This window comes from Paraburkholderia aspalathi (genome assembly GCF_905220735.1).
Classification (GTDB): domain Bacteria; phylum Pseudomonadota; class Gammaproteobacteria; order Burkholderiales; family Burkholderiaceae; genus Paraburkholderia; species Paraburkholderia aspalathi.
On the sequence record NZ_CAJNBA010000003.1, the window covers coordinates 416,924 to 443,650 of the forward strand.

Consider the following 26,727-nt stretch of genomic DNA (forward strand, 5'->3'; position numbering starts at 1 on the left):
CCTGGACGCCTCGGACGGTTTAGCTGTCGCGTACAATCGAGGTCGTCAAGCTGCTGCTTTCCCTGTTTCACCGTGTGTCGCTGCCGATAAAGGCGCGGCGCTTCATCTGGATTCCCATGTCTCACGTCACCCGAAGCCGGCCCGATGGCCGGCTGATTCTGTTGCTCGGTGCGCTTGCCGCATGCGGGCCGATTTCGATCGATATGTATTTGCCGAGCCTGCCGACTATTTCGCAGGCATTCGCCATCAGCAACGGCGCCGCGCAAACCACGCTTACCAGCTTCATGTTCGGCTTTTCGATCGGCATGCTGCTCTATGGTCCGTTGTCGGATACCTATGGCCGCCGGCCCGTGCTGCTCGGCGGCATCATCATGTATGCGCTGGCAAGCGTGGCCTGTGCGCTGTCGTTTTCGATCGGATCGCTGGTGATATTCCGCTTCGTGCAGGCGCTCGGCGCGGGCGCGGCCTCGGTGCTGGCGCGCGCGATTGCCCGCGACGCGCACGGGCCGACCGATGCCGCGCGTGTGCTGTCGATGCTCGCCATCGTCACGTCGATCGGGCCGTTGCTCGCGCCGCTGATCGGCGGGCAGTTGCTGTTGCTCGGCGGCTGGCGTGTTGTCTTTGTCGTGCTGACGCTGTTCGGTACGGTGTGCGCGGTGACTGCATTTCTCAAGGTGCCGGAAACGTGGCCGCCCGAAAAGCGTGCGCATTCAGCGCTGCTGAAATCGTTCGGCGCCTATGGCAAATTGCTGCGCGATCCGGTCGCGTGGGGGCACATGCTGTGCGGGGGCATGGCGTTCGCGTCGATGTTCGCGTACATCACGGCGACGCCGTTCGTGTACATCGAATATTTCCATGTATCGGCGCAGCACTATGGCTTTCTGTTCGCGTTGAATATCGTCGGCATCATGTTCGGCAACTTGATGAATACGCGTCTCGTCGGCAGGCTCGGTTCGCTGCCGATCATTTCGTTCGCCGCGACCGTGAGTTGCATTGCGTCGCTGTTCGTCTGTCTCGTCTCGCTGACGGGGTGGGGCGGTTTGTGGTCGATCGTTTTCGGATTGTTCTTCGTGGTTGGCGTGGTGGGCTTGTTGTCCGCTAACTGCACGACCGATCTTATGCATCGGTATCCGTTGAATGCCGGCGCCGCCGCCGCTGTGTTCGGCGCGGTGCAGTTGGCGCTCGGCGCGTTGGCGAGCCTCGCCGTTGGACTCTGGCAGGATGGCTCGCCCAAGGGTATGGGCATCGTCGTGGGCGTCGCGGGCGTGCTGTGTTACGTCGGGCGGATTCTGGTAGTCAAATGGCACGGGATGAAGGTACCTGTCGCTGCTGTTTGACGGCATCGCGAGCAGGCATTCTTCGCTGAACGCGGATCATTGTTCCTTTGCCGAAACGCGCGGCATGCCTGCTTCTTCATCCTGCGCGAACAACGTGTCTACGGAAAACACCAGGTGTTGCGTGCGCGCGACCGTGCGTTTTGATTTGCGTTGCTATGATGGAGTCACTGTTCCTCGGAGCGGCAATCATGGCGATCAGAGATTTGATGAATGGCGAACGGCAACATGCTGCCTTCGCTGAAGCGCAGAAGCTGGCAGACAGCGGCGCCTATCACGATTACACAGACATCGAATACGTCTTGCGCTTTGATTACGGTTTGTCTGATGTATCGGCGCTGCTCGACAGTCAGCTGATGCATCGCGACCTGAATCGCCGTTGCGCCGATGCGCGTGAGAAGCTGGATGCGCTTAGCGTGTGACGCGTCTGACGTGGGCGGTGAGCGGCATGCAGCGTCCCGTGCATAGTCACGCGCCACCAAGGCGCCATCCACTTTGGAGTTGCATTCATGGCTGTTAGCCAGCACGCCCCGCATCTGCCGCACATGGACAATCCCGCTGGTTTGGCAAAGCCGGGTGGCCATTACAGTCACGTCGCGATCGCGAATGGTTTTGTATTCGTCTCGGGACAGTTGCCGATCAACGCACAGGGCGAGAAGCTTGCTGACGCCTCGTTCGAGGTCCAGGCCGAGCAGGTATTGGCGAATGTTCAGGCTGCGCTCGAAGGCGCCGGCAGCAGCATTGCGCAACTGGTGCAGGTGCGCGTCTATATCGCCGATGTCGAACACTGGGCGAGCTTCAATCAGGTCTACGCGCGTTGGGCAGGTGAGGCACGGCCGGCGCGGGCCGTCGTGCCGGTTCCACACCTGCATTACGGGTTGAAGGTCGAGGTCGAGGCGACCGCGCTGGTTTAAGTCGTGGCCTGATGCGTTGCGATGCGTTGCGAGGCGTTGCGACTCAGTGAATGATGAGCCCGTTGAACTGGGCATTACCCACACCGGACGCGATATTCACGCCGGCATTGCCGCTTACCGCCGCTAGTGAGCCAGCACCAAGTTTGGCGGAGGTGCTGCCCGTCACTTGCGCGACGGCATGCACATTCTGTTGCGAGGTGACCGAGGCTTGCGGTGTGGTGATGAGGATGATCTGGTTGGACTGAGCATTCAGCGCACCGGCTGAGACGTTCACGCCGATGTTGCCGCTCGCGCCTTTCAGCGTATTGGCGCCCAGGGTAGCGGCAGAGGCGCCAACTTTCGCGCTGCCGCCGATGTCCTGCAGATTCGACAGCCTGGCCGAGCCGAATACCGCTGCGCTATCGTCGTCGGACAGCGCCGTTGACGTGCCGGCGAGCGCGGACGATGCGCCCGCGCTCGCGGCAACCCAAATTAGTGCACAGGCTAAAGTACTGACTTTCATGAGCGACTCCCTGGCGTGCTGAGGCACAGATAGTCTTGATATCGACCATGGGAGCGAGATGTTGAGGGAGGGGTTCCCCTTAATGCGGGTGGTGCCGAGAGATTGACCGATACGAACTTGGCCGGGAATCAGCTCAGTCAGAAATTACCACCGCCCGCGGCCACCGTAATAACCGCCGACTCCAACACCCACGCTGACGCTCGGGGCGGCGTAGTAGCCGGGCGCATATCCGTATGCCGGGTAGCCGCCATAGGGCGGTGCAACGACACACCCGGTAAGGCCCACTGCGAAACCTATCGTTAACAGTAATTTGAGCATGGTTCCTCCCTTGTCATGAGTTGGAGGAGCCGGGCGCCGCGTTCGTTCGGGCTAGCTTGTGACGGCAAATTACGCAGCCTCGGTGCTAGCGGGTTTTATTTACAGTTGCTTACCCGTTCGACACGTTGGACATTTGCCGATCGGCGGGTGTTTTGATGTGCAGAAATGAAAAACGGGCCTATAGGCCCGTATTCATTGATTGTCTGGCGGAGGCGGTGAGATTCGAACTCACGGAAGGATCACTCCTTCGCCGGTTTTCAAGACCGGTGCCTTAAACCGCTCGGCCACACCTCCAAGCCCTAAATTGTAACCTGAAAAATCCTCGTTGCGGCGCTTGGCGGGGCTGCAATCACTGCGGATCTTTCAGAAACAGCGCCTGCAGATCGTTCAGGAAGGCCTGGCCAAGCGGCGTCGGCGCGATCTTTTCGTGGTCGCGCGTAATCAGCTTGCGCCGTTCCGCCTCCTGCAAAGCCGGTTCGATGGAGGTCATCGAGAGCCCTGTGCGCTCAATAAAGCGATGCACCGGAAATCCTTCCACCAGCCGCAGCGCGTTCAGCATGAACTCGAACGGCAGATCGCGCGGCCCGACCTCGTTCTCTTCCTGCACTGCCGTGCCGGCCAACGCTCGCTCGATGAAGGTAGTGGGGTGCTTATAGCGCACCTGACGCAGCACGCGGTTCGGAAACGACAGTTTGGTATGCGCACCCGCGCCGATGCCGAGATAGTCGCCGAAGCGCCAGTAATTCAGATTGTGCTTGCTCTGCCGATGCGGCTGCGCATACGCGGACACTTCGTAGCGTTCGTAGCCTGCGGCTGTCGTGCGTTCGTGAATCCAGTCTTGCATGTCGGCGGACGCATCGTCGTCGGGGAGCGCAGGCGGGAATTTCGCAAACAGCGTGTTCGGTTCCAGCGTGAGGTGATACAGCGACAAATGCGGCGGCGCGAACGACAAGGCCGTCTCCACATCCGCCTGACACTCTGCGAGCGTCTGCTGCGGCAGCGCGAACATCAGATCGAGGTTGAAGTTGTCGAAGGTGTTTGCGGCCACTTCCACCGCGTGGCGCGCCTGCGTCGCGTCGTGAATCCGGCCGAGCGCCTTCAGATGCGCTTCATTGAAGCTCTGGATGCCCACCGACAGGCGATTCACGCCGCTCGCGCGAAACTGCGCGAACTTGGCCGCTTCGAACGTACCAGGGTTGGCTTCGAGCGTGATTTCCGCGTCGGCGTCGAGCGGCAGCAGCGCACGCACGTCGGACAGCATACGATCGAGTCCGGCCGCCGACAGCAAGCTGGGCGTGCCGCCGCCGATGAACACGGTATGCACCTGGCGCCCCCACACGAGCGGCAACGCCATCTCGAGATCGGCGCGCAGCGCGTCGAGATACTCGGTCTCCGGAAACGTGTCGCCTTTCCATTCGTGCGAGTTGAAATCGCAGTACGGGCATTTGCGCACGCACCAGGGGAAGTGCACATACAACGCCAAGGGCGGCAACGACGTCAGGCGAATGGCGCCTGGCGACGTGAAGGCCTTGATGACGCCGTTGCCGATATCGGCAGGCGCCGGTTTGATCGGAATCACGCTTCCTCCGTCAAACGCGCGAGCAGATGGCGCAAGGCAATCGCGCGATGGCTGCTGGCGTTCTTTACCGCCGGTTCAAGTTCCGCGGCGCTCGCATTCAGCGACGGCAGGAAGAAGTACGGGTCATAGCCGAAGCCATGCGCGCCGCGCGGCGCATCCAGCATTTCGCCATGCCAGCGGCCTTCGGCGATCAGCGGTTCGGGATCGTCCGCATGACGCACGAGCGCCAGCACGCAGTAGTAATACGCGCGCCGATCGGTTTCACCTTGCAAGGCTGAAACGAGCTGTGCGTTGTTAGCCGCATCGCTCTTTTCACCGCCGGCGAGTTGCGCGTAGCGCGCCGAATAAACGCCAGGCGCGCCGCGCAGCGCGCGTACGCACAAACCGGAATCGTCGGCGAGGGCGGGCAGGCCGGTGAGCTTTGCCGCGTGACGCGCCTTGGTCAGCGCGTTTTCGACGAACGTCGGATACGGCTCTTCCGCTTCCGGCACGTTCAACTCGCCTTGCGGAATCAGGTCAATGCCGGCCGCGCCGAGCAGCGCCGCGAACTCGCGCAGCTTGCCCGCGTTGTTCGACGCCAGCACGACTTTCTTCAACGGCGAGTCAGGCGCAACTGCGCCGTTGCCTTGACGAACTTCACTCACTCTTTTGCTCCAGCGCTGCTTTCTGCTTTGCGATCAGCGTGTTGATGCCATCGCTCGCCAGATCGAGCAGCGAATTCATTTCATCGCGCGAGAAAGGCACGCCTTCGGCCGTGCCCTGAATTTCGACGAAGCCACCCGCGCCCGTCATCACCACATTCATGTCGGTGTCGCATTGCGAATCTTCGTCGTAGTCGAGATCCAGCACCGGCAGACCGTCGTACACGCCGACCGAAATCGCCGCGACGTAATCGGTAATCGGCGAGCTTTCGATGCGGCCCGTAGCCAGCAATTTGGCCACGGCATCATGCGCCGCCACGAATGCGCCCGTGATGCTGGCCGTGCGCGTGCCGCCGTCGGCCTGGATCACGTCGCAATCGATATGCAGCGTGCGCGCGCCGAGCTTCTCGAGATCGAACACCGAGCGCAGCGCGCGGCCGATCAGGCGCTGGATTTCCTGGGTGCGGCCGGTTTGCTTGCCGCGCGCGGCTTCGCGGTCGCTGCGGGTATGCGTGGCGCGCGGCAGCATGCCGTATTCGGCGGTCAGCCAGCCCTGGCCGCGGTCGCGCAGGAACGACGGCACGCTCTCGGCAATGCTCGCCGTGCAGATCACCTTGGTGTCGCCGAACTCGACCAGCACCGAGCCCTCCGCATGCTTCGTGTAGTGGCGCGTGATGCGCACGTCGCGCAGCTGATTGGCCTGGCGGCCGCTGGGGCGTTGGGTGTTGTCGGTCATGTTGGGATTGGTCTGGAAGAAGAGCAGGGGGAAACCGCGATTTTACCGCCGATCGCGTCGGGCGCGGCGCGGCCTGTCGATCGGACGGCCGCCCGCATGTGCCGGGGCTTTGCGCGGGGTAGTACTTCGCGCGTATGAAGCGGCCTTGTCGGTAAAAATGGGATAATGCGGATTCTCCGCCCCGCGTCTCGTACACGCCGGGCGATTCGACTCTCCGGCCATCGTCGAACGCATGGCCACAATCGCGAGAAATACGATGATCTACAGCATGACTGGCTATGCGAGCGCCACGCGCGAACTCGTCCCGGCCTCAGGCACAGGCGGCGTGAGCGTATCGGTCGAATTGCGCACGGTGAACTCGCGCTTTCTCGATCTGAACTTCCGAATGCCGGAAGACGTGCGCGTCTGCGAACCGACGTTGCGCGAAATGCTGATGAACAAGCTTTCGCGCGGCAAGGTCGACATCCGTATCAACCTGCAACGCAGCGAACAATCGGCTAACGCGGGCTCGGTGAATCGCGAGGCGCTGACGCAACTTGCGCTGCTCGAGCGCACGGTGTTGTCGACGTTCCCGGAAGCAGGGCGCCTGCGCACCGGAGAAATTCTGCGCTGGCCAGGCGTGCTGGCCGAAACCGGCGTGGCGCCGGACGTGCTGCGCGATGCGGTGCTCGCATGCGGCAAGCAGGCGATTACCGATCTGATCGACGTGCGTGCCCGCGAAGGCGCGCAGCTGGCGGCGGTGCTGCTCGCCAACGTCACCGAGATGGAAGCGATCGTCACGAAGATCACGCCGCTCGTGCCGGAGCTGATCGCCAAACATCAGCAGAAGATCGTCGAACGTCTGCAGGAAGCGCTGGGTATCGCCGCGCCGGACACGACGGCAACGAGCGTCTCGCGCGAAGAAATCAACGAACGGATTCGCCAGGAAGTCACGATGTACGGCATCCGTATCGACATCGCCGAAGAACTGTCGCGCCTCACGGCTCACCTGAACGAAACACGTCACGTGATCGAGAAGGGCGGCAAGGTCGGCAAGCGGCTCGACTTCATGATGCAGGAACTGAATCGCGAAGCGAACACGCTCGGCTCGAAGGCGGCGGCGAAGGAACTGGCCGATTCGTCGATGACCCTGAAGCTGCTCATCGAACAGATGCGCGAGCAAGTACAGAATCTGGAGTAAGGCAGGAGCCCCGAGAACATGACCGACCACACACGCGAAACCAGCGCACCGCGCAATCCTTACGCCGGTGCTTATCCCGGCAACCTGTTCATGGTGGTCGCGCCTTCGGGCGCGGGCAAGTCGACGCTCGTGAACGCGCTGCTCGCCGGCGACGACGCGATCCGTCTGTCGATTTCGTACACGACGCGCCCGCCGCGCCCGAAGGAGCAGGACGGCGAGCACTATCACTTCACGACGGTCGACGATTTCCTGACCCGTCACGCTGCTGGCGAGTTTCTGGAAAGCGCGGAAGTACACGGCAACTACTACGCCACTTCGCGCGTGTGGATCGAAGAACAGATGAAAAGCGGCCATGACGTGCTGCTCGAAATCGACTGGCAAGGCGCGCAGCAGGTGAAGAAACAGTTTCACAACGCTGTTGAAATCTTCATCTTGCCGCCGTCCCTGGACGCACTCGAAGAGCGTTTGAAAAAGCGCGGCCAGGACGAACCGAACGTGATCACGCGCCGTCTGCTCGCAGCCGGCAGCGAGATGGCGCACGCGGCCGAAGCGGAGTACGTCGTGATCAACGACAACTTCGAACGCGCGCTCGGCGAACTGCGCTGCCTCGTGGCGGCGACGCGTTCGCGCTTCGCCTCGCAATACGCCCGTCACACGCAGCTTTTCGTGCAGCTTGGCATTCACCTGCCACACGCGTGAACGCGGCGGCATGTCGAGCACATAAGGTAGAATAAGCAACATACTGAGAAGGAACCCAACATGGCCCGCATTACCGTCGAAGACTGCCTCAAACAGATTCCGAACCGTTTCGAACTCGCGCTTGCCGCAACCTATCGCGCGCGTCAGCTCGCACAAGGTCACACGCCGAAGATCGAAAGCCGCGACAAGCCCACGGTCGTCGCATTGCGTGAAATCGCAGCTGGCCAGGTTGGCGTCGAAATGTTGAAGAAGGTGCCTGTCTAAGGCGCACGCTTCCGTTTTCGATTGCCCCATTGCCATGTAATTGCATCAACGTACAGACCGGCGTCCAACCCTAACCGCTACGGAGGCGAAATTGAGTGCTACCCCGCCCACCGCCACGGAAGTGGAACACGACGCCGATTCGCCCTCGTCTGCACGGAAGTACATCGACGCGGTCCTCGAACAGTCGTTTCGCCATCTGTTCGGGCCGACCGCCACGCCGGAGCAACCGCGCCGGCATGACGTCGTTTCGATCGCCAAGCTGACAGGTGTTCTGTCCGGTTACCTACAGCCGGAAGAAATCAAGGACATCAAGGCGGCGTTCCATTTCAGCGACGAAGCCCACCTTGGCCAGTATCGCCAGAGCGGCGAGCCCTACATCACGCATCCTGTCGCCGTCGCGGAAATCTGCGCCGGCTGGAATCTCGACGCCCAGTCGATCATGGCGGCGCTGCTGCATGACGTGATGGAAGACCAGGGCGTGACCAAGGCCGAACTCGCCGAGCGATTCGGCGCGAAGGTCGCGGAACTGGTGGACGGGTTGTCGAAGCTGGACAAGATGGAGTTTCGCAATCGCGAAGAGGCGCAAGCGGAAAACTTCCGCAAGATGCTGCTCGCGATGGCGCGCGACGTCCGCGTGATTCTGGTCAAGCTCGCCGACCGGCTGCACAACATGCGCACGCTGGGTGCGGTGCCGCACGAAAAGCGCCGCCGCGTGGCGCGCGAAACGCTGGACATCTACGCACCGATCGCCCACCGGCTTGGCCTGAACAATACCTATCGCGAGCTGCAGGACCTGAGCTTCGCGAACTTCAACCCGCATCGCTACGCCACGCTCGAAAAAGCCGTCAAGGCCGCGCGCGGCAACCGGCGTGAAGTGGTCGGCAAGATTCTGGAGTCGGTGCAGCGCGCGATTGCCGACGCGAAGCTCGACGCCGAAGTCACCGGCCGCGAGAAAACCATCTTCAGTATCTATAAGAAGATGCGCGACAAGCAGTTGTCGTTCTCGCAGGTGCTCGACGTGTACGGCTTCCGCGTGGTGGTCGAAAGTGCGCTGGAGTGCTACACCTGCATCGGCGCGCTGCATGCGCTCTACAAGCCGGTGCCGGGCAAGTTCAAGGATTACATCGCGATCCCGAAGGTGAACGGCTATCAGTCGCTGCACACCACACTGGTTGGCCCGTTCGGCGCGCCGATCGAGTTCCAGGTGCGCACGCGCAAGATGCACGAGATCGCCGAAGCGGGCGTCGCCGCGCACTGGCTGTACAAGAATGGCGGCGCGGATCTGAACGATGTGCAAAAGCGCGCGCACCAGTGGCTGAAGTCGTTGCTGGACATTCAGAGTGAAGCGGGCGATTCGAGCGAATTCCTCGAGCACGTCAAGATTGATCTGTTCCCGGATGCGGTCTACGTGTTTACGCCGAAGTCGAAGATCATGGCGCTGCCGCGCGGCGCCACTGCACTCGACTTCGCGTATTCGATCCACAGCGATCTGGGCAACCAGTGCGTCGCAGTGAAGATCAACAATGAACTCCTGCCGCTGCGTACCGAGCTGAAGAGCGGCGATATCGTCGAAGTCATTACGGCGCCCTATTCGAAGCCGAATCCAGCGTGGCTTGGATTCGTGCGTACCGGCAAGGCGCGTTCGGCGATCCGCCACTACCTGAAGACCATGCGTCTGAACGAGTCCGTGCAGCTCGGCGAGCGCCTCGTCGACCAGGCGCTGAAGGGCTATGGGCTGGCGCTGTCGGACGTCACGCCTGAGGCGTGGGAAAAGCTGGTGCAGTGGACGGGCAACAAGAACCGTCAGGAAATCTTCGCGGATATCGGCCTCGGCCGCCGTGTCGCTGCGGTCATGGCCAAGCGCATCGAAGTGCTGATGAGCGGCCGCGATGCCGACGACGACGGTTCGCGCGACGGCACAGCATCGCATGCGCCGCCGGTCGTGATCACCGGCACCGAAGGCATGTCGGTGCAACTGTCCGCGTGCTGCCGTCCGATTCCGGGCGACGACATCATGGGCTACATCGGCATCGGCCTCGGCATGGCGATCCACACCACCGACTGCCGCGTTGCGCAGCGTATCCACCGCCGCGATCCGGGCCGCTGGATCGACGTGGCATGGGCGCCGCAGCCGGGGCGTCTGTTCGACGTCGCGGTGAAGGTGCTGGTCAAGAACACCAAGGGCGTATTCGCCCGGGTGGCCGCCGATATCACATCGGCGGATGCGAACATCGTCCACATCGCGATGGACGAAGACCTGTCGCAGGAATCCACGGTGCTGCGCTTTGTGATCCAGGTCAGCGATCGCGTCCATCTCGCCAACGTCATGCGCCGCGTGCGTACGAATCCGGACGTGATGCGTATTGCGCGCGAGCGGCCGAGCGAGGAAGGGCATCACCGTCACGACGGCGGGATGCGAATCGACCGCGAGCGCGCGGATTACTGATCTGAAAGCCGGCTGGGTCTGCTCGACTAAACACATTGACGTCTGCTTGCCTCGGGCGGCTTCAGGCGGCCTTTGTTCGAATCTGAACGCACCTGCTAGTCAGCGAGTCTCACCGGAACTTCAGGGAGAACGCTTATGAACGTAGCTGACCTCACCGGCGTGGCGCTCGATTATTGGGTGGCGCGCAGCCTGCATGACTTCGTGCGCGAAATCTACTTTACCGATAGCGGCGAAACCGTCTCGATCCGCGGCAATGACCGCGGCCGCCCGTGGGATGGCCGTTTTACGCCTTCCGCGTCGTGGGAAGCGGCTGCGGCGGTATTGGAGCGCGCGCAGCGGCTGGAGGTGCGTGAGCGGACCGATCATGGCGCGGCACATTGCATCGCGGAGTTCGAAGGCGGCCATCGAACCGTGGAAGGGCGGGGAGACTCGTTGCGGATCGCGCTGCTGCGGGCGTTTGTTGAAAGCCGTTTCGGCGCAAGTGTGGGCGAGGTGTTGTGGCAGGCGCAGGCTGTGGCTGGCGAGCACGCGGCGCTGATCGGCGAGGAATCGGCGGAAAGGCCGTTCGCGGATGTGCCGAGTCCCGATGGGCAGATCGGTGATATTCAGTCGATACCGCGGTAGCTGCGGTGACGCCGCCAAGGCTTGAGGGGCTGGCCGGGTGGACCGGTTAAAGCAGAACCGGTCACGCAAAAACAAAGGGCCTTCCGATCGGAAGGCCCTTCATAGGTGGTGCGGCTGGCAGGATTCGAACCCACGACCCCTTGGTTCGTAGCCAAGTACTCTATCCAACTGAGCTACAGCCGCACGCTAAACAGGTGGCGCTAAATACGATGATACTGCAATGAGGCTCGGTAAAACGTAAGGGCCTCCCCGGAGGGAGGCCCTCGAATAAGTGGTGCGGCTGGCAGGATTCGAACCCACGACCCCTTGGTTCGTAGCCAAGTACTCTATCCAACTGAGCTACAGCCGCACGCAGAAACGAGATTATAGCAAAGGTTTTCAAAAAGGGAAGCATGTAACTGCGATTTGTCTCATTGCCCTGATCGTGTACCCTTGATAGGCAGTCGTTTGCTGCGGTTACCGGATCATCATGAACAAGGCCTTTGTCAAAGAGTCGAGCGACGAGAATGACGACGATCTCGACGTCGCCCAGCCCGAAATCCCCCCGGGTACAAAAAACTACATCACGCCCGCCGGCTACCGGCGGATGCGCGATGAATTGCTGCATCTGATCGATGTCGAGCGGCCGGAGGTGGTCAGACTGGTGTCGTGGGCGGCCTCGAACGGTGACCGCTCGGAAAACGGCGACTACATCTATGGCAAACGCCGTTTGCGAGAAATCGATCGGCGGATTCGTTTTCTGACCAAGCGTCTCGACATCGCTGAAATAGTCGACAGCAGCAAACAGGAGAACGTCGATCAGGTTTTCTTCGGCGCGACCGTGGAATATGCGACGGAAGATGGCGAGGTGCATTCCCTGACGATTGTCGGCGTCGATGAGGTCGATCTGGATGTCGGCCACGTCAGCTGGATCTCGCCGATCGCGCGGGCACTGCTCAAGGCCAAAATCGGCGATACGGTGACGTTGTACACGCCGGCCGGCCCGCAGCCGATCGACATCCTGGACGTCAAATATCCCCCGCCCGATACCGGCGGCGGTGCAGCATAAAAAAAGGCGCCGCGAACGGCGCCTTCGATACTGCAGGTGTTGCCAGCTGCTTTAGAAGCGGTGACGCAGACCTGCGGTTACAGCGACTTGCTTGTTGTTGCCCGAAGCGCCCAGACCGTTGATGTCTGCATCGACGACGGCGTTTTCGTTGACTTGCTGATATTCGCCTTGCAGGTACACGTCCGTACGCTTGGACAGCGCGTACGCGGTTTGCAGGTTGAACTGGTTCCAGTGCGGACGCGTGCCGGCCAGGCTTGCACGCGTGTACGTGTACGAACCGGCGATGCTCACTGCCGGCGTCAGCGCGTAGCGAGCGTTAGCTTCGAAGTTCTGGAAGTGAGCGCTGCTGCCGCCGAAGCCGCCGATACCGCCTGTTTGACCCGATGCGCCTGCACCGATGCCAGCCAGACCCGACAGATTCGTTTGCGAGTACACGAGGCCGACGGTAGCCGGGCCGAATGCATAGTTAGCACCTGCGCCCCACGTTTGCTGGCGAGCAGCAAAGAACGTGTTGTCGCTCGACACTGCGCCGCCCGAATTGAACGCTGCAGCTGCGCCAGTTGCGCCGTTGCTGTTCAGTTGCAGGTAAGCAGCAGCGAGGTTCAGGCCGCCCCAGTTATACGATGCGCCCGCGCTGTAAGCACGGTTGTTGGCGAAGCCGTCAGCCTGGTTCGAGAAACCGTACATGCCGCCGAACTTGAAGCCGCCGTAGTTCACGCTCTGGTACTTGACCGAGTTGTTGACGCGGAACGAGTTGTTCAGGTTGTCGTTATCGAACGGGTGCGCGAACTGCGTGCCGCCGTATTGCGTGCCGGTCAGTGCCAGCGGGCCCACGTAGTCGACCATGCTGTCGTATTGACGGCCGAGGGTCACGGCGCCGAACTGGTCGCTCGTCAGACCGACGAACGCTTGACGACCAAATTCGCGGCCACCTTGTTTCAGCGTGCCGTCATTGATGCCGAAGCCGTTTTCCAACGTGAAGATGGCCTTGAGACCGCCACCGAGGTCTTCAGAACCACGCAAGCCCCAACGGCTGCCGTTCACCGAGCCGCTCGTTTCTTGCCAGTTGCTGTGGCCGTGCTGGTTATTGGTATAGGTGATGCCGGCGTCGATCAAGCCATACAGCGTGACGCTGCTCTGGGCATGCGCTGCCGTTGCAAAAACGCCCGTGAGGGCCGCGACCATGAGAGTCTTTTTCATCTTGTAACTCCGAGAGCTAGAGTGGGCGTTGAACCCAGGCTTAAGGAGACCATCACGCGGGCGCTGCGAGAGGCGAAATCCGCATGAGAAGCGCGCTGTACAGCACGCGCGCCGGTTTCCGGTTACGCAGAGTGTAGAGAGACGCTTGCAAAGCGGATGTTCCGATTTTCGCAATAAAGTATTACTGGATATGAAACGATATGCGAATACCGTTTAAGCCTTGCTGATAAAGGCTTGCAGCGTTATTGAGTGGGGGGTGAGAGGGGAGTCAACTGAATCGCGTTGCACATTTGCTACAACAATCGATGCAAAAAAACAACGCAATAAATCGTAAAAAAGGATTGTTGTCGCTATAGCAATAGATGGTTGTCGATTATGCGAATAATCGATTTCGACTAAGCCGTTATACTGAAATCTCTGCTTTCCGAAGCAGACTTTTTCGTTGACGAAAAAGATCTCCAAACCTTTGTCGGCGCGACTTCCCAGTCGCGCTTTTTTTTGCCTACCGATTGTGGATTCGACGGCGTTAGTCAGTGCGCCGGCGCGGCACCGTCCACATCACTCCAGTCGGTTGCCACCGAGACACTCCAGTCTTCCATCACGTAGCGACGCGCATCCATGGGGGACGAGAGCAGGTTTTGCCAGTGGTCCCCATGCCACATGGGATCGACTTCGAAGGCCGAGGGTGACGGGGCGGCCGGCTCGGATTGCGCGGGAACTGTCCTTCTGTGCGATTGGGTGAACCAGGCGATGAGGCGACGGAATTCATTGAACAGCATGGCAATCTCCTGACGCGCATTACTTCTCGGTACTGATTTCCATCATGCTGGCATGAGTGCGGCGCAACAACTCGGACAAACACTTACTGAAAACATCCTTTGTTACATATTCGCGTGGGCATGCCGAAATTTTTTCCGATATCGCTGATGGGTGATATCGAGCGAGTAATATTGACGTGAAAAGTTATCCGGTTTTTGCTGAATATGCTGTCGGAATTCCTCTGATTCATTTGGCATTGACTTATCGCGCGGCGTGCTAAGTGAATATGCAAAATTCGCTTGACGTTGATTCTTCGTTCCTCGTATAACAGCAAAGCTGAATTTCAATTGCCAGATATGGAAGTGCTGAGGGCTTCACAAATGCCCGATCGCGGATGAAATGGCCAGGAAATGCAGTTTGAGGGCAATGCCCCGATTTTGATAAATCCTCGAGGGAAGCTGGAATATGGAAACTGGTATTGTTAAATGGTTCAACGATGCTAAGGGCTTTGGCTTCATTACATCGGATTCGGGTGGCGAAGACCTGTTCGCGCACTTTTCGGAGATCCGCACTGAAGGCTTCAAGTCGTTGAAGGAAAGCCAGCGCGTCTCCTTTGAGGTCAAGGCAGGCCCGAAGGGCAAGCAAGCGGCGAACATTCAACCGCTGTAAGTCGCACCGCGCTGCTCTGAGTATGTCGCCGGGCAGCCTGATCGCCGGAAAGCCTTCGCAAGACGCGGAGGCTTTTTTTATGGGCATTGGTTATTATCATCGCGGCATACGCGATTAACTACCTGGTTCGAATTAATCTGGGGAAGATTAGGGGCGTAAAATTTCGCCCTGGAATCTAAAATCGCCAGCATAAAAATATAATAATTAACGGCTTTATGAGGGAATCGCAGGTCGTGCAGGAATGCAGTCTTTGCGCCGCACGACGACAAGGGCAAAGCAATACTGGCTGGGTGCGCAGCGGCTAACTGGTGCATACTTGCCGCAAAGCCACGCGTCCAAAGTATCCTTTTCCATGTCTGAACAGTTTCTGCCGCAACCGGCCCTAGATGTGCCGATCGTCTTCGTCGACCTTGAAACCACCGGCGGCTCGACCAGTGAGCATCGCATCACCGAAGTCGGCGTGGTTGAAATAGGACCGGCCGGTGTGTCGCGTTGGAGCAGCCTGGTCGACCCGCAGCAACCGATTCCTTCCTTCATTCAGCAGCTCACCGGCATCACGAATGCGATGGTGCGAGGCGCGCCTACTTTCGACGTTATCGCGCCGGCATTGTTCGAGCGCCTGAACGGCAAACTGTTCGTCGCGCACAACGCCAGTTTCGATCGCGGTTTTCTGCGTGGGGAGTTTCGCCGGGCCGGACTCGCGTTCGATCCGGATGTGTTGTGCACCGTGCGCCTGTCGCGCGCGTTGTTTCCGGCGGAAAAGCGCCATGGGCTCGATGCGTTGGTGGAGCGTCATGGTCTCGTCCCGTCCGATCGTCACCGCGCACTCGCCGACGCCGATCTGATCTGGCAGTTCTGGCAACGTCTGCATGGCGGTCTTGTACCTCCGGACATCCTGCAGGCGCAGATCGAGCGCACTACGCGGCGCTACCGGCTTGCCGGCGCTATCACCGAAGATCTGCTCGACACCGCGCCGGCCGGATGCGGTGTCTATGCGTTCTATGGAGAAGACGATCTGCCGCTCTATGTCGGGCGAAGCGTGCGTGTGCGTCAGCGGCTGCGCTCGCACTTAACGGGTGAGCGGCGTTCGTCGAAGGATGTGAGGCTTGCGCAACAGGTTCGGCGTGTCGAGTGGCGCGCGACCGGTGGCGAACTGGGTGCCATGCTTGCAGAGGCGCAATGGATCGCAACGCTGCGTCCGGGCCATAACCGGGTGCCACGTGTCTTGAAGAGCGATCCGGTGGATGCACCCTGGCCGTTCGAAGGTCCGATCGTATTTGAGGAGCGTGAAGACGTGTCGCACGCGCGCGCTTTTCATGTTGTCGACCGGTGGCGTTACCTTGGGCATGCGCCCTCGCTCGCCCAAGCGGCGGAACTGTATGCGTCGAGCGCGGGCGGAGCGTTCGAACTGTCGACCTATCGTCTTCTGCAAAGCCATCTGGCGCGCGGCTTGCGCGTGATGCCCTTGAGCGTTTCCAGCGGCACGCCTGTGCCGAGTCTGGCTTAACTCGGGTTTTGTTTGTGCAATAACCCGCTCTTCAGGGCGAGTTCAATCAGCACCTGAGGGCGGCGGCGGACCGGTCGGGATTTCGGACCCGTTCGACCGCCCCAAGCGATCAGCCCGTCGCACCGACTCCACCCGCTTCGCACACGTGGCCGAGAGCGCGCGTCAACGCGCTCGAATGGGTCGAGTCATAGCGCGTCAGCGATTTCCAGTTAGCCAGCGATTGCGCCACGCGCGACGGACAATCCTGCGCCGTGCGCAGCGGTTGCACGCGCGCGAGTCCGGCCACGAGCGATTGCGTCAGCCGGTCCAACTGCGGCCGCGTGCTGCTAGCGAGGTCGGGCGCAGGGCCCTCGGGCGGCCGCGTGCTGCGCCAGGTATCAAACAGCGCGTTTTGCACATCCTTGCTGGCGTCGATCTGATCCTGGAAGAAGGCGCGCGCAAACGCTGGATCGACGTTCGCTGCAACGGCGCGCTTTTCGACGTCGGCGAGCAACGCATTCTCGCGCGGCGTATCCGTAATCGCCTGGTGGTTGGCCCACTTCCAGCGCGCGACGGGCTCTGCGAGCGCGAGACGCTGCGAAGCCAGTGCGATCAGATTGGTGAGAGCGGTGTCGTCGCCATCCGCGACGGCTGGGGCGGGCGCGAGCGCAAGCGCGGCGAACAACGCGAGCGCGCATGACGCTCCAAAGCGATACGAGCGATTCATGGAAGGCGGGAGTGGCCAGTGGCCGCGGAAGAAAAACCAGAAGAATAGACGATGCGCGGATCAAGCGGGCGTGCTGAACAACCGAATAGCAAACTGCGGGGATATTTAAAGGCGCCTGGCAGAGACGAGTGAGAGACGAGTGCTATCACTTGCGCCGGGCCAGATCAGCTCGGCGTCACAATCAGGCAGGCGTAACCCGCACCCCGAAAGCGGCAAACGACAATCGTAGGGGCGCGTAGCAACGTTCGCCACGCGCCGGACGCGCGGACGCTGATGCTGCATCGCGCCACTGCACAATTACTTCGAGTCGCACGACTTACGTTGTTCGTCGAAAAATGCGCGAACATGCTCGGGCAGTTCGGCACCCAGAAACTCGACGCCAGCGGGTTCCGGATCCGGACTAAAAACTTTATCCGGGGTCGGAATCTTTGGTGGTTTGGCATCCATGATCTCTCTCCTTTACAAACCGATTATCTGCCTCGGTCCCCGTTTTGCACCAGCGTCTGATGCGGCTCACATGATGTGTGTTGCTTTAACGGTACAGCCTTACATTGGAACGGAATGTTTGAATAGAATTTGCCGGTTGACTGCGCAGAACTGAATTTGCCGCGGCCAATCAAAAACAGTCCGATATCTCTTCCGTTCCCCTCTCAGCCTTGCCCCATGCGCCTTCCGCGCATTATCTCTGTTGCGTCACAGCATCGCATGTTCAAATCCGTTGATATGAACAAATCACGGCGATTTTTGTGCACTGCCGCATCGGAAGGATTTTCTCCGTGTTAGTCCGAACGTTCGTTTATTACCGACTGATTCAACACGGTCATTCAGCCCCCTAATTGTTTGTAAACGAACGATTGCGCGAATTCGTTGACGAATGGGAATACTTTTCTGACTATTTTTTGCAAATAGAAAAGCGCCACGCTCCAGACGAAGCGTGGCGCTCGAGGTGGACAATTTTTACGCGTTTGACGCTGGAATCGTGACGGGTGCGGAGTAGGCCGCAGGTTTGTCGGCGACTTCGACCTGGCCATGAATCCGCGCCTGATGACCATCAGCAAACATGTAGTACGGGAATGGACGGGCAGGTGCCGAGATGGCGTTGAGTCGTGCGACCAATTCCGGCGCGAGCGTGAAATCGAGCGAGCCGAGCGACTCCTGCAACTGCTCCGGTCGGGTCGCGCCAACAATGATGCTCGACACGCCGCGCTTCTGGTGCAGCCAGTTCAACGCAACTTGCGCCATCGGTCGCCCCGCGAAGTTCGCGACGGCCTCCAGTTCCGCGACGATGCGGAAGTTGCGCTCAGTCAGCTTGTCGAATCCCGGCGGTGGCGCGCTGGCCATGCCCGCTAGGCGCCCGTCGCCGGAAACAGCGCTCGCCGCTCCGCCTTGCGACGGACGGTATTTGCCCGACAACACACCCATACCCAGCGGACTCCACGGCACGAGCCCCATGCCCAGATTTGCGGCGAGATCAGCGAATTCATTTTCGGCGTTGCGTTCGATCATCGAGTATTCAAGCTGCATTGCCGCGACTGGTTCGAAGCCGCGCCAGTCGGCCAGCGTCTGCGCCCGTCCGGCAAACCACGCGGGCGTATCCGACAGGCCGACGTAGCGGATCTTGCCCGCGCGCACGGCGTCGTCCATCGCGCGCATGACTTCGTCCACCGGGGTGACGCGGTCCCATGTGTGCAGGTAATACAGGTCGATGTAGTCGGTGCCGAGGCGTTTGAGCGAGCCGTCGAGCGCACGCAGCAGATTCTTGCGATGGTTGCCGCCCGCGTTCGGATTGCCGGTCTCGGCGTTGTAGCCGTACTTGGTGGCGATCACGAGCCGGTCGCGCAGACCGCGCGCCGCGACGAACTTGCCGAGCCATTTCTCACTGGTGCCTTCGGTGTACATGTCCGCGGTGTCGATGAAGTTGCCGCCGGCATCCACGTACAGATCGAACAGGCGTTGCGCTGCTTGTTCGTCGGCGCCCCAGCCCCATTCGGTGCCGAAGGTCATCGTGCCGAGTGCAATCGGGCTCACGCGAAGGCCCGAGCGGCCGAGCAGGGTGTAGCGGTCCATCGTCATGTCAGTCTCCTTGAACAGTCAGGTGGGAAGCGTTGAATCGATGGCGCCATCGTGCGCCGATTCTTTGCTTGGAAAAATGCTGTCTGTCTGCAAGGATTGTGAAGTCTGACTTAACAATGGAGATCATGATGGACCCAGCCCAGTTGCCGGCGTTGATGGCGTTCGCGAGCGTGGCGCGCCACGGCAGCTTCACGCACGCCGCTGCGGAAACCGGCGTGACGGCCTCGGCGTTGTCGCAAAGCATTCGTTCGCTCGAGACTCAGTTGAATGTGCGCCTCTTCAACCGGACCACCCGGCGTGTCGCCCTGACGGAAGCTGGCGCGCAGTTTCTCGCGCGTGTGCTGCCTGCGCTGGGCGAACTGGAGGCGGCCTTCGAGGCGCTCGACGAAACCCGCGACCAGCCTGCCGGCACGCTGCGCATCAATTTGCCGAGGGTCGCGAGCGAGCTGCTGGTGTTGCCGCATCTGGCCGAGTTCACGCGCCGCTATCCGCAGATCCGGCTCGATCTGACACTCGACGATGGTTTCGCTGACGTGGTCGGCGAAGGATTCGACGCGGGCATCCGGCTCGGCGAACGGATCGCGAAGGACATGGTGGCGGTGCCCTTGAGTGGTGACATCCGTATTGTCGTAGCCGGTTCGCGGGCGTACTTCGAGCGCTACCCAGCGCCGGCGACGCCAGCCGATCTCGCTGCTCACGATTGCCTGCGCTATCGCTTCTCGACTAGCGGCGGCATCTATCGATGGGAGTTCGCGCAGCCTGACGATCCGTCGCGCGTGTTCGAAGTCGAGACGCGCGGGAGTCTCGTCACCAACGATCTGCGCACGATGGTGCGGGCGGCGGAGCAGGGCGTGGGTCTCCTTCACGTGATCGACGACTACGTGAAGGAGCAACTCGAAGACGGCCGCCTGGTCCGCGTGCTGGAGGCGTGGTGTCCGAGCTTCCCGGGGTTTTTTCTGTACACCGCGAGCCGTGCGCAGATGCCGTTCAAGCTGCGCGCGCTGATCGATTTCCTACGGGAGAAGCGCGAAGTCCGATAGACCTCGCGTGGTACTGCAGCTTCAGGCTGCGAATCGTTGCGTCGGATACGCTGCCGTGCGGCTCTCCCCGGGTGGTGTCTGCAACTGCCGTTGGTTTGTCGTTCGCCTCGATCGTGCCGCCGACTATCATTGAAGCGGCTATCTGCGGCACAGGGTGCGGTGGATAACGGAAGCGCCGACACCGGCGCGGAAGATGGCAGTCTTCGCCCTTCAGAGAGTTCGCCATGGAAAACGCTGTCTATTGGAAAGGACGTCAGGTCGGTATCGAGTGCGCCGGCCGGATCTCGTGGTTCTCGTCAGCGCCGCAGGAAGCGGTGTTGGCCTATGGCATGAAGCCGGCTGAGAACGTGATCGTTGAAGACGCCATGATCGTTCGCAATCTCGGCGTGACCGCGCGAAGCGATCGACTGGATTTTGGCGGCTGAAGGGGCGCTATCTTTGGTCGTTGTGGCGCCGGTTGCAGCGAAAACCGCGTTGAAAACCGGCAACAGAAAAGCAAAAAGCCCAGTCACGAGGACTGGGCTTTTTGCTTGAATCTTGTGGTGCCGGAAAGAGGAATCGAACCCCCGACCTTCGCATTACGAATGCGCTGCTCTACCGTCTGAGCTATTCCGGCATCAGGAGAAACGAGATTATAGGGACTTCTTCAGGAACTTGGCAAGCCCCCGCGGTCACTTTTTTGCTTCGAGATGGTAGCGCGTGACGCGGTCGACTTCGTTCTTCGAGCCGAGGAACACCGCTACACGTTCGTGCAGACTTTTCGGCTGGATATCCAGAATCCGCTTCTCGCCATTGGTCGCGGCGCCCCCGGCCTGCTCGACGATGAACGCCATCGGGTTCGCTTCGTACATCAGGCGCAGCTTGCCCGGCTTGTCCGGTGTGCGCTTGTCGGCCGGGTACATGAAGATGCCGCCGCGGTTCAGGATACGGTGCACGTCGGCCACCATCGACGCGATCCAGCGCATGTTGAAGTCGCTCTGGCGCGAACCGTCCTTGCCGTCTTTCAACTCGCCGATGTATTTCTCAACCGGCGGATACCAATGACGCTCGTTCGACGCGTTGATCGCATATTCGCGCGTTTCGACCGGAATGCGCATATCGCTTTGCGTGAGCACCCACGAACCCAGTTCGCGGTCGAGCGTGAAGCAGTTCACACCGTTGCCGGTGGTCAGCACCAGCACGGTTTGCGGGCCGTACACGGCATAACCTGCCGCAACCTGCTGCGTGCCGGGTTGCAGGAACGATTGTTCGGTGGGCTGCTGGCCGTCCGGGCAGCGCAGCACCGAGAAGATCGTGCCGATCGACACGTTGACATCGATGTTCGACGAGCCGTCGAGCGGATCGAACACCAGCAGGTATTCGCCTTTCGGGTAGTTGGCGGGGATCGGGAAGAACTGCTCCATTTCCTCGGACGCCATGCCCGCGAGGTTACCGCCCCATTCATTCGCTTCGAGCAGGATTTCGTTCGACAGGATGTCGAGCTTCTTCTGCACTTCGCCCTGAACGTTCTCGCTGCCCGCCGTGCCGAGCGCATCGCCCAGCGCGCCCTTGCTGACGTGGTAGCTGATCGCCTTGCACGCGCGCGCGACGACTTCGATCAAAAGGCGCAGGTCGGCCGGCAGGTTGTTGGTTTCGCGCTGCTGCTCGATCAGGTACTTCGTGAGAGTGGTACGACGTTGCAAAGCCATTGCTGTACTCCGGGAAGGCTTAGGGAATGTCTCGATTTTAACCGCTCGCTGTGTCGATTCCGTGCTTTTGAGATACAAGGGCGTGCGCCCGTCTTGCCAGGGGCTGTAAAGGCGCGCGAAATTCAGGCTTTTCGGCGAGCCTTGATGGCCGTGACATGGCCGGCCACATGGGTGGCAAGCGCCGCGGCACGGGCGTGTTCGGCGGGGACCTTCGGCATTTTGGGCCGGTTCGCCTTGGGCATCGGCTCGATCTCGCGTTCGATCTGCTCGCCGGCCGCCGCGGTGGCGACCCGCAGGTCGTAGGCGATCTGCAGATTCAGCCAGAATTGCGCACTCGCGCCGAAGTAGCGCTCGAGCCGCAGCGCGGTGTCAGCCGAGATGGCGCGTTTGCCGCGCACGATGTCGTTGATGCGCGGCGCCGGTACGCGCAGCGCAAGGGCGAGCGCGTTGACGGACATGCCGAGCGGCTCGAGGAACTCGCACCGCAGAATCTCGCCGGGGTGGATTTCCGGGATACTTTCGCCGGTGCTGATGTCGGAGAAATCGATGCTGCCCAGATCGGAGCGTTTGATGACCATGCCGGTCTCCCAATAATCAGTGATAGTCGACAATTTCGACATTCAGCGCCTCCCCGTCGACAAAGTGAAAACAGATGCGCCACTGTGCGTTGATGCGAATACTCCACTGCCCGCTGCGCTGGCCTTGCAAGGATTCGAGCCGATTGCCCGGCGGCGCGTGCAGGTTGCGGATCGACCTGGCGGCGTCGATCATGAGCAGCTTGCGGCGTGCGAGCGCCTGCATATGAAGCGGCAGTGAATGCACGAACTTGCCCTGAAAGATTGCCGCCGTAGCCTTGTCGCCGAATGTCGTGATCATGGGATGATATAACGCATCGCGTTAAACGTAAACCGTCAAATGAATGCGTTTACTTTCACCCTGTCGAGCCGATACGAATAGTCGTCCAGACGGCTAACGTTGACGTCCGCACATCGCCTCATCGCGAAATTGAGGACGAAAAAAAGCCGGCAACACGTGCCGGCTTTTCGCTGCGTAAAGCGCTGTCAGACGATCGTCACGCCAACGCTTTTTCCACGATCTCGCGCACGTCGCGCGACTTCACCTGCGACGCCACTTTCTCCAGCGCCGCGCGCATGCCGTCGCGCAGTGTCGGCGTGAAGCGGCGCCACAATTCCAGCGAGCGGGCGAGGCGCGCGGCCACTTGCGGATTGATGGCGTCGAGCGCGATCACCTGCTCGGCCCAGAACGCGTAGCCCGAGCCGTCTTCGGCATGGAACTGCGCAGGGTTCGCGGCGCAGAAGCTGAAAATCAGCGAGCGCGCGCGGTTGGGGTTCTTCAGGTTGAACGCAGGATGCGCCATAAGCTTGCGCACGATCTCGATCACCGGACGCTGCGCGCTGCCACGTTGCGTGGCTTGCAAGGCGAACCACTTGTCGATGACGAGCGGTTCCTTTTCGAAGCGCCGGTAGAAGTCGTCCAGCGCCTGCTGCGCCTCCACGCTGCCGCCGTTCGCCGCCGACGCATTGAGCAACGCCGAGAGCGCCGCCGAGCGGTCGGTCATGTTGTTGGCGGCGTCGTATTGCGCGGATGCAAGCCGCACGGCTCCAGCCGGATCGTCCAGTTCCGCGAGATACGACAGCGCAAGATTCTTCAACGCACGATGACCGGAAGCCTCCGGCGTCGCTTCATACGCACCTGGCGTGCGGTGCTTTTCGTACACGGCAAGCCAGTCCGCTCTGAGCGCATTCGCGAGGCGCTTGCGCACAAACTGCCGCGCGGCATGTACGGCAGCCGGATTCGATTCGGCCATCTGTTCAGCCAGATACGCTTCCGACGGCAGCATCAACGCCAGTTCGCGGAAAGCGGGCGAGAGCGTCTCGTCGGTCAGCACGCGAGCGAACGCCGCGACCACCGAGTCGTCGAGTTGCAGCGGCACGCCCGTGGCGGCGCGCCCGGCGAGCGTCAGCAGCTCGCGCGTGGCGAGCCGTTGACCGGCTTCCCAGCGGTTGAACGGATCGCTGTCGTGCGCGAGCAGGAAAGCGAGCTGATCGGCCGAGTAGTCGTATTCGACGATCACCGGCGCCGAGAAATTACGCAGCAGCGAGGGCAGTGGTTCCTGCGCGACGTTGACGAACGTGAAGGTCTGTTCGGTCTGCGTGAATTCCAGCACGCGAGTGGTGGCTTCCGACGCCCTGGTTTCGCCTTCCAGTTGCAGCGGCAGATCGTGGCCGTCCTTGCCGATCAAACCAATCGCGAACGGAATCAGCAGCGGACCCTTTTGCGTTTCACGCGCGGCCGGGGCGGTATCGCCGTAGCCTTGCGTGAGCGTCACGCTGTAGCGCTGCTGCGCGGCGTCGTATTGCGTGCGCACGGACACGCGCGGCGTGCCGGCCTGGCTGTACCAGCGCTCGAATTGCGCGAGATCACGGCCGTTCGCATCGGCGAGCGCGTGACGGAAGTCGTCGCAGGTCACAGCCTGGCCGTCATGACGCTTGAAGTACAGGTCCATGCCTTTGCGGAAACCGTCGCGGCCGAACAGCGTTTGATACATCCGCACGACTTCCGAGCCTTTTTCGTAGACCGTCATCGTGTAGAAGTTGTTGATCTCGACGTAGCTTTCCGGGCGCACTGGGTGCGCCATCGGACCCGCGTCTTCGGCGAACTGCATCTGCCGCAGTACGCGCACGTCTTCGATGCGTTTGGTGGCGCGCGCGGCTTCATCGGTCGCGCCGCCCGCCATGTCGGCCGAGAACTCCTGATCGCGGAACACCGTCAGGCCTTCTTTCAGACTCAGCTGGAACCAGTCGCGGCACGTCACGCGGTTGCCGGTCCAGTTGTGGAAGTACTCGTGGCCGACCACCGCCTCGATATTCGCGAAGTCGGTGTCCGTTGCCGTTTCGGGGTTCGCCAGCACGTACTTCGTGTTGAAGATGTTGAGCCCCTTGTTCTCCATCGCGCCCATGTTGAAGTCGCTCACCGCGACGATCATGAAGCGGTCCAGATCCAGTTCCAGCCCGAAGCGCGACTCGTCCCAGCGGATCGAGTTGATCAGCGAATCCATGGCGTGACGGGTCTTGTCCAGGTCGTGCGGTTCGACCCACACCTGCAACAGCTTTTCCTTGCCCGAACCGCTCTTCACGCGTTCTTCGAGCGCGACCAGTTTGCCGGCGACCAGCGCGAACAGATAGCTCGGCTTCCTGAACGGATCTTCCCAGCGGGCGAAATGGCGGCCGTCCGGCAGATCGCCTTCTTCGAGCAGATTGCCGTTCGACAGCAGCACCGGATAGTCGGCCTTGCTGGCGCGCAGCGTGACCGTGAAGGTCGCCATCACGTCGGGGCGGTCGAGGAAATAGGTGATGCGGCGAAAGCCCTCGGCCTCGCACTGCGTGAAGAAGTTGCCGCCCGACACATACAGGCCCGACAGCGTGGTGTTTTCCGCCGGATTGCAGATGCTGGTGAGCGTGAGCTCGAAGCTATCCGGCACGTTGTCGAGCGTAAGGCCGTGTTCGTGCGCATGCGCTTGGGCGAACGGGGCGCCGTCGATCGTGGCGCTGACGAACTCGAGTTGTTCGCCCATCAGTTCGAAATTCGAGGCGTGGGACGCGTCCGGGTTGCGGCGCACCCGCATCGTGTTCCTGACGACGGTGCGTTCGGGGATCAGATCGAACTCCAGTGCGACGGTGTCGATCAGGAAGGCGGGCGGCGCGTAATCGGCGCGGCGGATCACATTGGGCGTTGCGGTATCGGCCATGGCGTTCTGTAGTGATGGGACTCGAGCCGTCAAGCGTGCTTATGGCGCGCGAGCCGGGCTTGTCGAGCCATTGTACAAAGGCTCGGCGGATTGTGCGGCTCGAACTTTTTGCCGATTCGCCTGGTCAGCGTATTATCGGCGCGCGCGTGGAATAAAAAAGGCCAGCGCGTCGTTGAAATCGAGTGGCGACAGGCGCAACGCTAACAATCCAGAAGCAAACTAAAGGCCTTAAGAGGTAGACCATGAACATTAATCGATGGACCCGCCGCGCCACACTGCTGCTGGCCACGCTGACGGTGCTGCTGTCGGGCTGCACGAGTTACGTGACCTCGCAGGTCACGGCATTCTCCGACTGGAGCGGCAACGACGCCAGCCGTACCTATGCGTTCACACGGGCGGGCGATCAGCAGAACAATCTCGAACTCACCACCTACGAGCGCCTCGTCGGCAACGAACTCGCCACGCATGCGTTCCGTCAGGTCGACACGTCCCAGGCGCGTTATCTGGTCGGGCTCTCGTACGGGATTCGCTCGGACATGGTGACGGTTGCGCAGCCGGTGTATTACAACCCCTGGCCGGCGCCGTACTGGGGCCGGCCGTTCGATCCGTGGGGACCGTGGGGTGCGTTTCCGACCGCCTATGTGAACCAGAGTTACCCGATCTTCACGCACCTGCTCGGCGTGCGGATTACCGAGCGAGCCAGCGGCAAAGAGGTCTATAACGTGACGGCGCGCAATTCGGACGAAGAATCGTCGCTGGTGAGAGCCATGCCGTATCTGGCGCGCAGCGCGCTGGCGGACTTCCCGCTCGGCAACGGCGTCGTCCATACCGTGAAGCTTCCCGTCGACAAGAACGGCGGGGTCTCGAACGAAGTCGCGACGACGGGCGCCGCGCCCGCGGCTGCACCAGCCTCGGCGCCGGGTGCGAAGGTTGTGCAGTAAGCGCTGCACCTTCGCGGCGAACCGCATACGTTGCAGCGCAACAAAAACGGCCCGGCAGGTCACCCTGCCAGGCCGTTTTGCTTTGCTGCC

General features: G+C 61.1%; 27 protein-coding genes and 4 tRNA genes. 14 read left to right on the forward strand and 17 right to left on the reverse strand.

Translation table 11 applies throughout. From position 1 onward, the window contains the following. Positions 1-116 precede the first annotated feature (116 nt). The 3 genes from KHO30_RS20740 (at position 117) to KHO30_RS20750 (ending at position 2,248) form a co-directional block, all read left to right on the forward strand. Positions 117-1,337, forward strand: a complete 1,221-nt coding sequence (locus tag KHO30_RS20740; RefSeq protein WP_054037418.1) for a Bcr/CflA family multidrug efflux MFS transporter — start codon at positions 117-119, stop codon at positions 1,335-1,337. 188 nt (positions 1,338-1,525) lie between these two features. After that, positions 1,526-1,756: a hypothetical protein gene (locus KHO30_RS20745; RefSeq protein WP_054037416.1), complete on the forward strand. Its 231-nt coding sequence runs from the start codon at positions 1,526-1,528 to the stop codon at positions 1,754-1,756. Between the two features lie 87 nt (positions 1,757-1,843). Then, positions 1,844-2,248, forward strand: coding sequence for a RidA family protein (locus KHO30_RS20750; protein WP_211702092.1), 405 nt, complete (start codon positions 1,844-1,846; stop codon positions 2,246-2,248). A 43-nt stretch (positions 2,249-2,291) separates the two neighbouring features. Here the strand turns inward: KHO30_RS20750 and KHO30_RS20755 are convergent, their stop codons facing one another. From KHO30_RS20755 to rph, 5 genes are all read right to left on the reverse strand, one after another. Then, positions 2,292-2,750, reverse strand: a complete 459-nt coding sequence (locus KHO30_RS20755; RefSeq protein WP_211702095.1) for a hypothetical protein — start codon at positions 2,748-2,750, stop codon at positions 2,292-2,294. Between the two features lie 522 nt (positions 2,751-3,272). After that, positions 3,273-3,362: transfer RNA gene (locus tag KHO30_RS20760), tRNA-Ser, on the reverse strand. A 55-nt stretch (positions 3,363-3,417) separates the two neighbouring features. After that, positions 3,418-4,647, reverse strand: coding sequence for a radical SAM family heme chaperone HemW (gene hemW, locus KHO30_RS20765; protein ID WP_211702097.1), 1,230 nt, complete (start codon positions 4,645-4,647; stop codon positions 3,418-3,420). Then, positions 4,644-5,291 (reverse strand): RdgB/HAM1 family non-canonical purine NTP pyrophosphatase, encoded by a 648-nt coding sequence (gene rdgB, locus KHO30_RS20770; protein WP_211702099.1) that lies wholly within the window; start codon positions 5,289-5,291, stop codon positions 4,644-4,646. Before rdgB ends, hemW begins: the two co-directional genes overlap by 4 nt. After that, a complete protein-coding gene (gene rph / locus KHO30_RS20775; protein ID WP_054037414.1) occupies positions 5,284-6,024 on the reverse strand; it encodes a ribonuclease PH in 741 nt (246 codons plus the stop codon). Before rph ends, rdgB begins: the two co-directional genes overlap by 8 nt. 256 nt (positions 6,025-6,280) lie before the next feature. Between rph and KHO30_RS20780 the strand changes: the two genes are divergently transcribed. The 5 genes from KHO30_RS20780 to KHO30_RS20800 all read left to right on the forward strand — a co-directional run bounded on the left by KHO30_RS20780 (position 6,281) and on the right by KHO30_RS20800 (position 11,237). Beyond that, positions 6,281-7,204, forward strand: a complete 924-nt coding sequence (locus KHO30_RS20780; RefSeq protein WP_211702102.1) for a YicC/YloC family endoribonuclease — start codon at positions 6,281-6,283, stop codon at positions 7,202-7,204. Between the two features lie 18 nt (positions 7,205-7,222). Continuing rightward, a complete protein-coding gene (gene gmk, locus KHO30_RS20785; RefSeq protein ID WP_093639047.1) occupies positions 7,223-7,903 on the forward strand; it encodes a guanylate kinase in 681 nt (226 codons plus the stop codon). A gap of 60 nt (positions 7,904-7,963) precedes the next feature. Continuing rightward, positions 7,964-8,167, forward strand: a complete 204-nt coding sequence (gene rpoZ, locus KHO30_RS20790; protein WP_006025620.1) for a DNA-directed RNA polymerase subunit omega — start codon at positions 7,964-7,966, stop codon at positions 8,165-8,167. 91 nt (positions 8,168-8,258) lie between these two features. Beyond that, positions 8,259-10,613, forward strand: a complete 2,355-nt coding sequence (locus tag KHO30_RS20795) for a RelA/SpoT family protein (RefSeq protein ID WP_054037314.1) — start codon at positions 8,259-8,261, stop codon at positions 10,611-10,613. A 135-nt stretch (positions 10,614-10,748) separates the two neighbouring features. Beyond that, positions 10,749-11,237, forward strand: a complete 489-nt coding sequence (locus KHO30_RS20800; protein WP_211702105.1) for a phage protein NinX family protein — start codon at positions 10,749-10,751, stop codon at positions 11,235-11,237. 106 nt (positions 11,238-11,343) lie between these two features. Here KHO30_RS20800 and KHO30_RS20805 read toward each other — a convergent pair. Together KHO30_RS20805 and KHO30_RS20810 are read right to left on the reverse strand one after the other, a co-directional pair. Then, positions 11,344-11,420, reverse strand: a tRNA-Arg gene (locus KHO30_RS20805). Between the two features lie 89 nt (positions 11,421-11,509). Next, a tRNA-Arg gene (locus tag KHO30_RS20810) sits at positions 11,510-11,586 on the reverse strand. A gap of 120 nt (positions 11,587-11,706) precedes the next feature. On the opposite strand from KHO30_RS20810, the gene greB reads away from it, so the two are divergent. Beyond that, positions 11,707-12,285: a transcription elongation factor GreB gene (gene greB, locus KHO30_RS20815; protein ID WP_211702108.1), complete on the forward strand. Its 579-nt coding sequence runs from the start codon at positions 11,707-11,709 to the stop codon at positions 12,283-12,285. Between the two features lie 51 nt (positions 12,286-12,336). Here greB and KHO30_RS20820 read toward each other — a convergent pair whose 3' ends face one another. After that, positions 12,337-13,485 (reverse strand): porin, encoded by a 1,149-nt coding sequence (locus KHO30_RS20820; RefSeq protein WP_200618116.1) that lies wholly within the window; start codon positions 13,483-13,485, stop codon positions 12,337-12,339. A gap of 530 nt (positions 13,486-14,015) precedes the next feature. Beyond that, the gene (locus tag KHO30_RS20825) at positions 14,016-14,264 is read right to left on the reverse strand and encodes a hypothetical protein (RefSeq protein ID WP_093639059.1); all 249 of its coding nucleotides are present in this window, start codon (positions 14,262-14,264) and stop codon (positions 14,016-14,018) included. Positions 14,265-14,709: 445 nt separating this feature from the next. On the opposite strand from KHO30_RS20825, the gene KHO30_RS20830 reads away from it, so the two are divergent. Together KHO30_RS20830 and KHO30_RS20835 are read left to right on the forward strand one after the other, a co-directional pair. Continuing rightward, on the forward strand, positions 14,710-14,913 hold the full coding sequence (locus KHO30_RS20830) for a cold-shock protein (RefSeq protein ID WP_054037310.1): 204 nt from the start codon (positions 14,710-14,712) through the stop codon (positions 14,911-14,913). 352 nt (positions 14,914-15,265) lie between these two features. After that, on the forward strand, positions 15,266-16,420 hold the full coding sequence (locus KHO30_RS20835; RefSeq protein WP_211702110.1) for an exonuclease domain-containing protein: 1,155 nt from the start codon (positions 15,266-15,268) through the stop codon (positions 16,418-16,420). A 109-nt stretch (positions 16,421-16,529) separates the two neighbouring features. Here KHO30_RS20835 and KHO30_RS20840 read toward each other — a convergent pair whose 3' ends face one another. The 3 genes from KHO30_RS20840 to KHO30_RS20850 form a co-directional block, all read right to left on the reverse strand. Continuing rightward, positions 16,530-17,126 carry a chorismate mutase gene (locus KHO30_RS20840; RefSeq protein ID WP_200618118.1) on the reverse strand — a complete coding sequence of 199 codons (597 nt, stop codon included), beginning with the start codon at positions 17,124-17,126 and terminating at the stop codon, positions 16,530-16,532. A gap of 297 nt (positions 17,127-17,423) precedes the next feature. Beyond that, positions 17,424-17,573 carry a hypothetical protein gene (locus KHO30_RS20845; RefSeq protein ID WP_028200145.1) on the reverse strand — a complete coding sequence of 50 codons (150 nt, stop codon included), beginning with the start codon at positions 17,571-17,573 and terminating at the stop codon, positions 17,424-17,426. Between the two features lie 510 nt (positions 17,574-18,083). Then, positions 18,084-19,199 (reverse strand): aldo/keto reductase, encoded by a 1,116-nt coding sequence (locus KHO30_RS20850; RefSeq protein ID WP_200650551.1) that lies wholly within the window; start codon positions 19,197-19,199, stop codon positions 18,084-18,086. 125 nt (positions 19,200-19,324) lie between these two features. On the opposite strand from KHO30_RS20850, the gene KHO30_RS20855 reads away from it, so the two are divergent. Together KHO30_RS20855 and KHO30_RS20860 are read left to right on the forward strand one after the other, a co-directional pair. Further along, positions 19,325-20,239, forward strand: coding sequence for a LysR family transcriptional regulator (locus KHO30_RS20855; RefSeq protein WP_342345969.1), 915 nt, complete (start codon positions 19,325-19,327; stop codon positions 20,237-20,239). Between the two features lie 224 nt (positions 20,240-20,463). Next, positions 20,464-20,664 carry a hypothetical protein gene (locus KHO30_RS20860; RefSeq protein ID WP_093639072.1) on the forward strand — a complete coding sequence of 67 codons (201 nt, stop codon included), beginning with the start codon at positions 20,464-20,466 and terminating at the stop codon, positions 20,662-20,664. 115 nt (positions 20,665-20,779) lie between these two features. Here KHO30_RS20860 and KHO30_RS20865 read toward each other — a convergent pair. The 5 genes from KHO30_RS20865 to pepN form a co-directional block, all read right to left on the reverse strand. Next, a tRNA-Thr gene (locus KHO30_RS20865) sits at positions 20,780-20,855 on the reverse strand. Between the two features lie 55 nt (positions 20,856-20,910). Beyond that, on the reverse strand, positions 20,911-21,927 hold the full coding sequence (locus KHO30_RS20870) for a class 1 fructose-bisphosphatase (protein WP_093639075.1): 1,017 nt from the start codon (positions 21,925-21,927) through the stop codon (positions 20,911-20,913). Between the two features lie 122 nt (positions 21,928-22,049). Beyond that, positions 22,050-22,505: a HigA family addiction module antitoxin gene (locus KHO30_RS20875; protein WP_054037300.1), complete on the reverse strand. Its 456-nt coding sequence runs from the start codon at positions 22,503-22,505 to the stop codon at positions 22,050-22,052. Positions 22,506-22,521: 16 nt separating this feature from the next. Further along, entirely contained in the window at positions 22,522-22,803 is a 282-nt protein-coding gene (locus tag KHO30_RS20880; RefSeq protein ID WP_200564691.1) for a type II toxin-antitoxin system RelE/ParE family toxin, read from the reverse strand. Positions 22,804-22,999: 196 nt separating this feature from the next. Continuing rightward, the gene (gene pepN, locus KHO30_RS20885; RefSeq protein WP_200618121.1) at positions 23,000-25,696 is read right to left on the reverse strand and encodes an aminopeptidase N; all 2,697 of its coding nucleotides are present in this window, start codon (positions 25,694-25,696) and stop codon (positions 23,000-23,002) included. Between the two features lie 242 nt (positions 25,697-25,938). Here pepN and KHO30_RS20890 point away from each other — a divergent pair, with 242 nt between their 5' ends. Then, on the forward strand, positions 25,939-26,637 hold the full coding sequence (locus tag KHO30_RS20890; protein WP_200618122.1) for a DUF4136 domain-containing protein: 699 nt from the start codon (positions 25,939-25,941) through the stop codon (positions 26,635-26,637). The last annotated feature ends 90 nt before the right edge of the window (positions 26,638-26,727 follow it).

What these genes read in the sequence shown, in the direction of transcription:
- KHO30_RS20740 (WP_054037418.1), top strand. Translation starts at nt 117, where the DNA reads ATGTCTCACGTCACCCGAAGCCGGCCCGATGGCCGGCTGATTCTGTTG.
- KHO30_RS20745 (WP_054037416.1), top strand. Translation starts at nt 1,526, where the DNA reads ATGGCGATCAGAGATTTGATGAATGGCGAACGGCAACATGCTGCCTTC.
- KHO30_RS20750 (WP_211702092.1), top strand. Translation starts at nt 1,844, where the DNA reads ATGGCTGTTAGCCAGCACGCCCCGCATCTGCCGCACATGGACAATCCC.
- KHO30_RS20755 (WP_211702095.1), bottom strand. Translation starts at nt 2,750, where the DNA reads ATGAAAGTCAGTACTTTAGCCTGTGCACTAATTTGGGTTGCCGCGAGC.
- rph (WP_054037414.1), bottom strand. Translation starts at nt 6,024, where the DNA reads ATGACCGACAACACCCAACGCCCCAGCGGCCGCCAGGCCAATCAGCTG.
- KHO30_RS20780 (WP_211702102.1), top strand. Translation starts at nt 6,281, where the DNA reads ATGATCTACAGCATGACTGGCTATGCGAGCGCCACGCGCGAACTCGTC.
- gmk (WP_093639047.1), top strand. Translation starts at nt 7,223, where the DNA reads ATGACCGACCACACACGCGAAACCAGCGCACCGCGCAATCCTTACGCC.
- rpoZ (WP_006025620.1), top strand. Translation starts at nt 7,964, where the DNA reads ATGGCCCGCATTACCGTCGAAGACTGCCTCAAACAGATTCCGAACCGT.
- KHO30_RS20800 (WP_211702105.1), top strand. Translation starts at nt 10,749, where the DNA reads ATGAACGTAGCTGACCTCACCGGCGTGGCGCTCGATTATTGGGTGGCG.
- greB (WP_211702108.1), top strand. Translation starts at nt 11,707, where the DNA reads ATGAACAAGGCCTTTGTCAAAGAGTCGAGCGACGAGAATGACGACGAT.
- KHO30_RS20820 (WP_200618116.1), bottom strand. Translation starts at nt 13,485, where the DNA reads ATGAAAAAGACTCTCATGGTCGCGGCCCTCACGGGCGTTTTTGCAACG.
- KHO30_RS20825 (WP_093639059.1), bottom strand. Translation starts at nt 14,264, where the DNA reads ATGCTGTTCAATGAATTCCGTCGCCTCATCGCCTGGTTCACCCAATCG.
- KHO30_RS20830 (WP_054037310.1), top strand. Translation starts at nt 14,710, where the DNA reads ATGGAAACTGGTATTGTTAAATGGTTCAACGATGCTAAGGGCTTTGGC.
- KHO30_RS20835 (WP_211702110.1), top strand. Translation starts at nt 15,266, where the DNA reads ATGTCTGAACAGTTTCTGCCGCAACCGGCCCTAGATGTGCCGATCGTC.
- KHO30_RS20840 (WP_200618118.1), bottom strand. Translation starts at nt 17,126, where the DNA reads ATGAATCGCTCGTATCGCTTTGGAGCGTCATGCGCGCTCGCGTTGTTC.
- KHO30_RS20845 (WP_028200145.1), bottom strand. Translation starts at nt 17,573, where the DNA reads ATGGATGCCAAACCACCAAAGATTCCGACCCCGGATAAAGTTTTTAGT.
- KHO30_RS20850 (WP_200650551.1), bottom strand. Translation starts at nt 19,199, where the DNA reads ATGACGATGGACCGCTACACCCTGCTCGGCCGCTCGGGCCTTCGCGTG.
- KHO30_RS20855 (WP_342345969.1), top strand. Translation starts at nt 19,325, where the DNA reads ATGATGGACCCAGCCCAGTTGCCGGCGTTGATGGCGTTCGCGAGCGTG.
- KHO30_RS20860 (WP_093639072.1), top strand. Translation starts at nt 20,464, where the DNA reads ATGGAAAACGCTGTCTATTGGAAAGGACGTCAGGTCGGTATCGAGTGC.
- KHO30_RS20870 (WP_093639075.1), bottom strand. Translation starts at nt 21,927, where the DNA reads ATGGCTTTGCAACGTCGTACCACTCTCACGAAGTACCTGATCGAGCAG.
- KHO30_RS20875 (WP_054037300.1), bottom strand. Translation starts at nt 22,505, where the DNA reads ATGGTCATCAAACGCTCCGATCTGGGCAGCATCGATTTCTCCGACATC.
- KHO30_RS20880 (WP_200564691.1), bottom strand. Translation starts at nt 22,803, where the DNA reads ATGATCACGACATTCGGCGACAAGGCTACGGCGGCAATCTTTCAGGGC.
- pepN (WP_200618121.1), bottom strand. Translation starts at nt 25,696, where the DNA reads ATGGCCGATACCGCAACGCCCAATGTGATCCGCCGCGCCGATTACGCG.
- KHO30_RS20890 (WP_200618122.1), top strand. Translation starts at nt 25,939, where the DNA reads ATGAACATTAATCGATGGACCCGCCGCGCCACACTGCTGCTGGCCACG.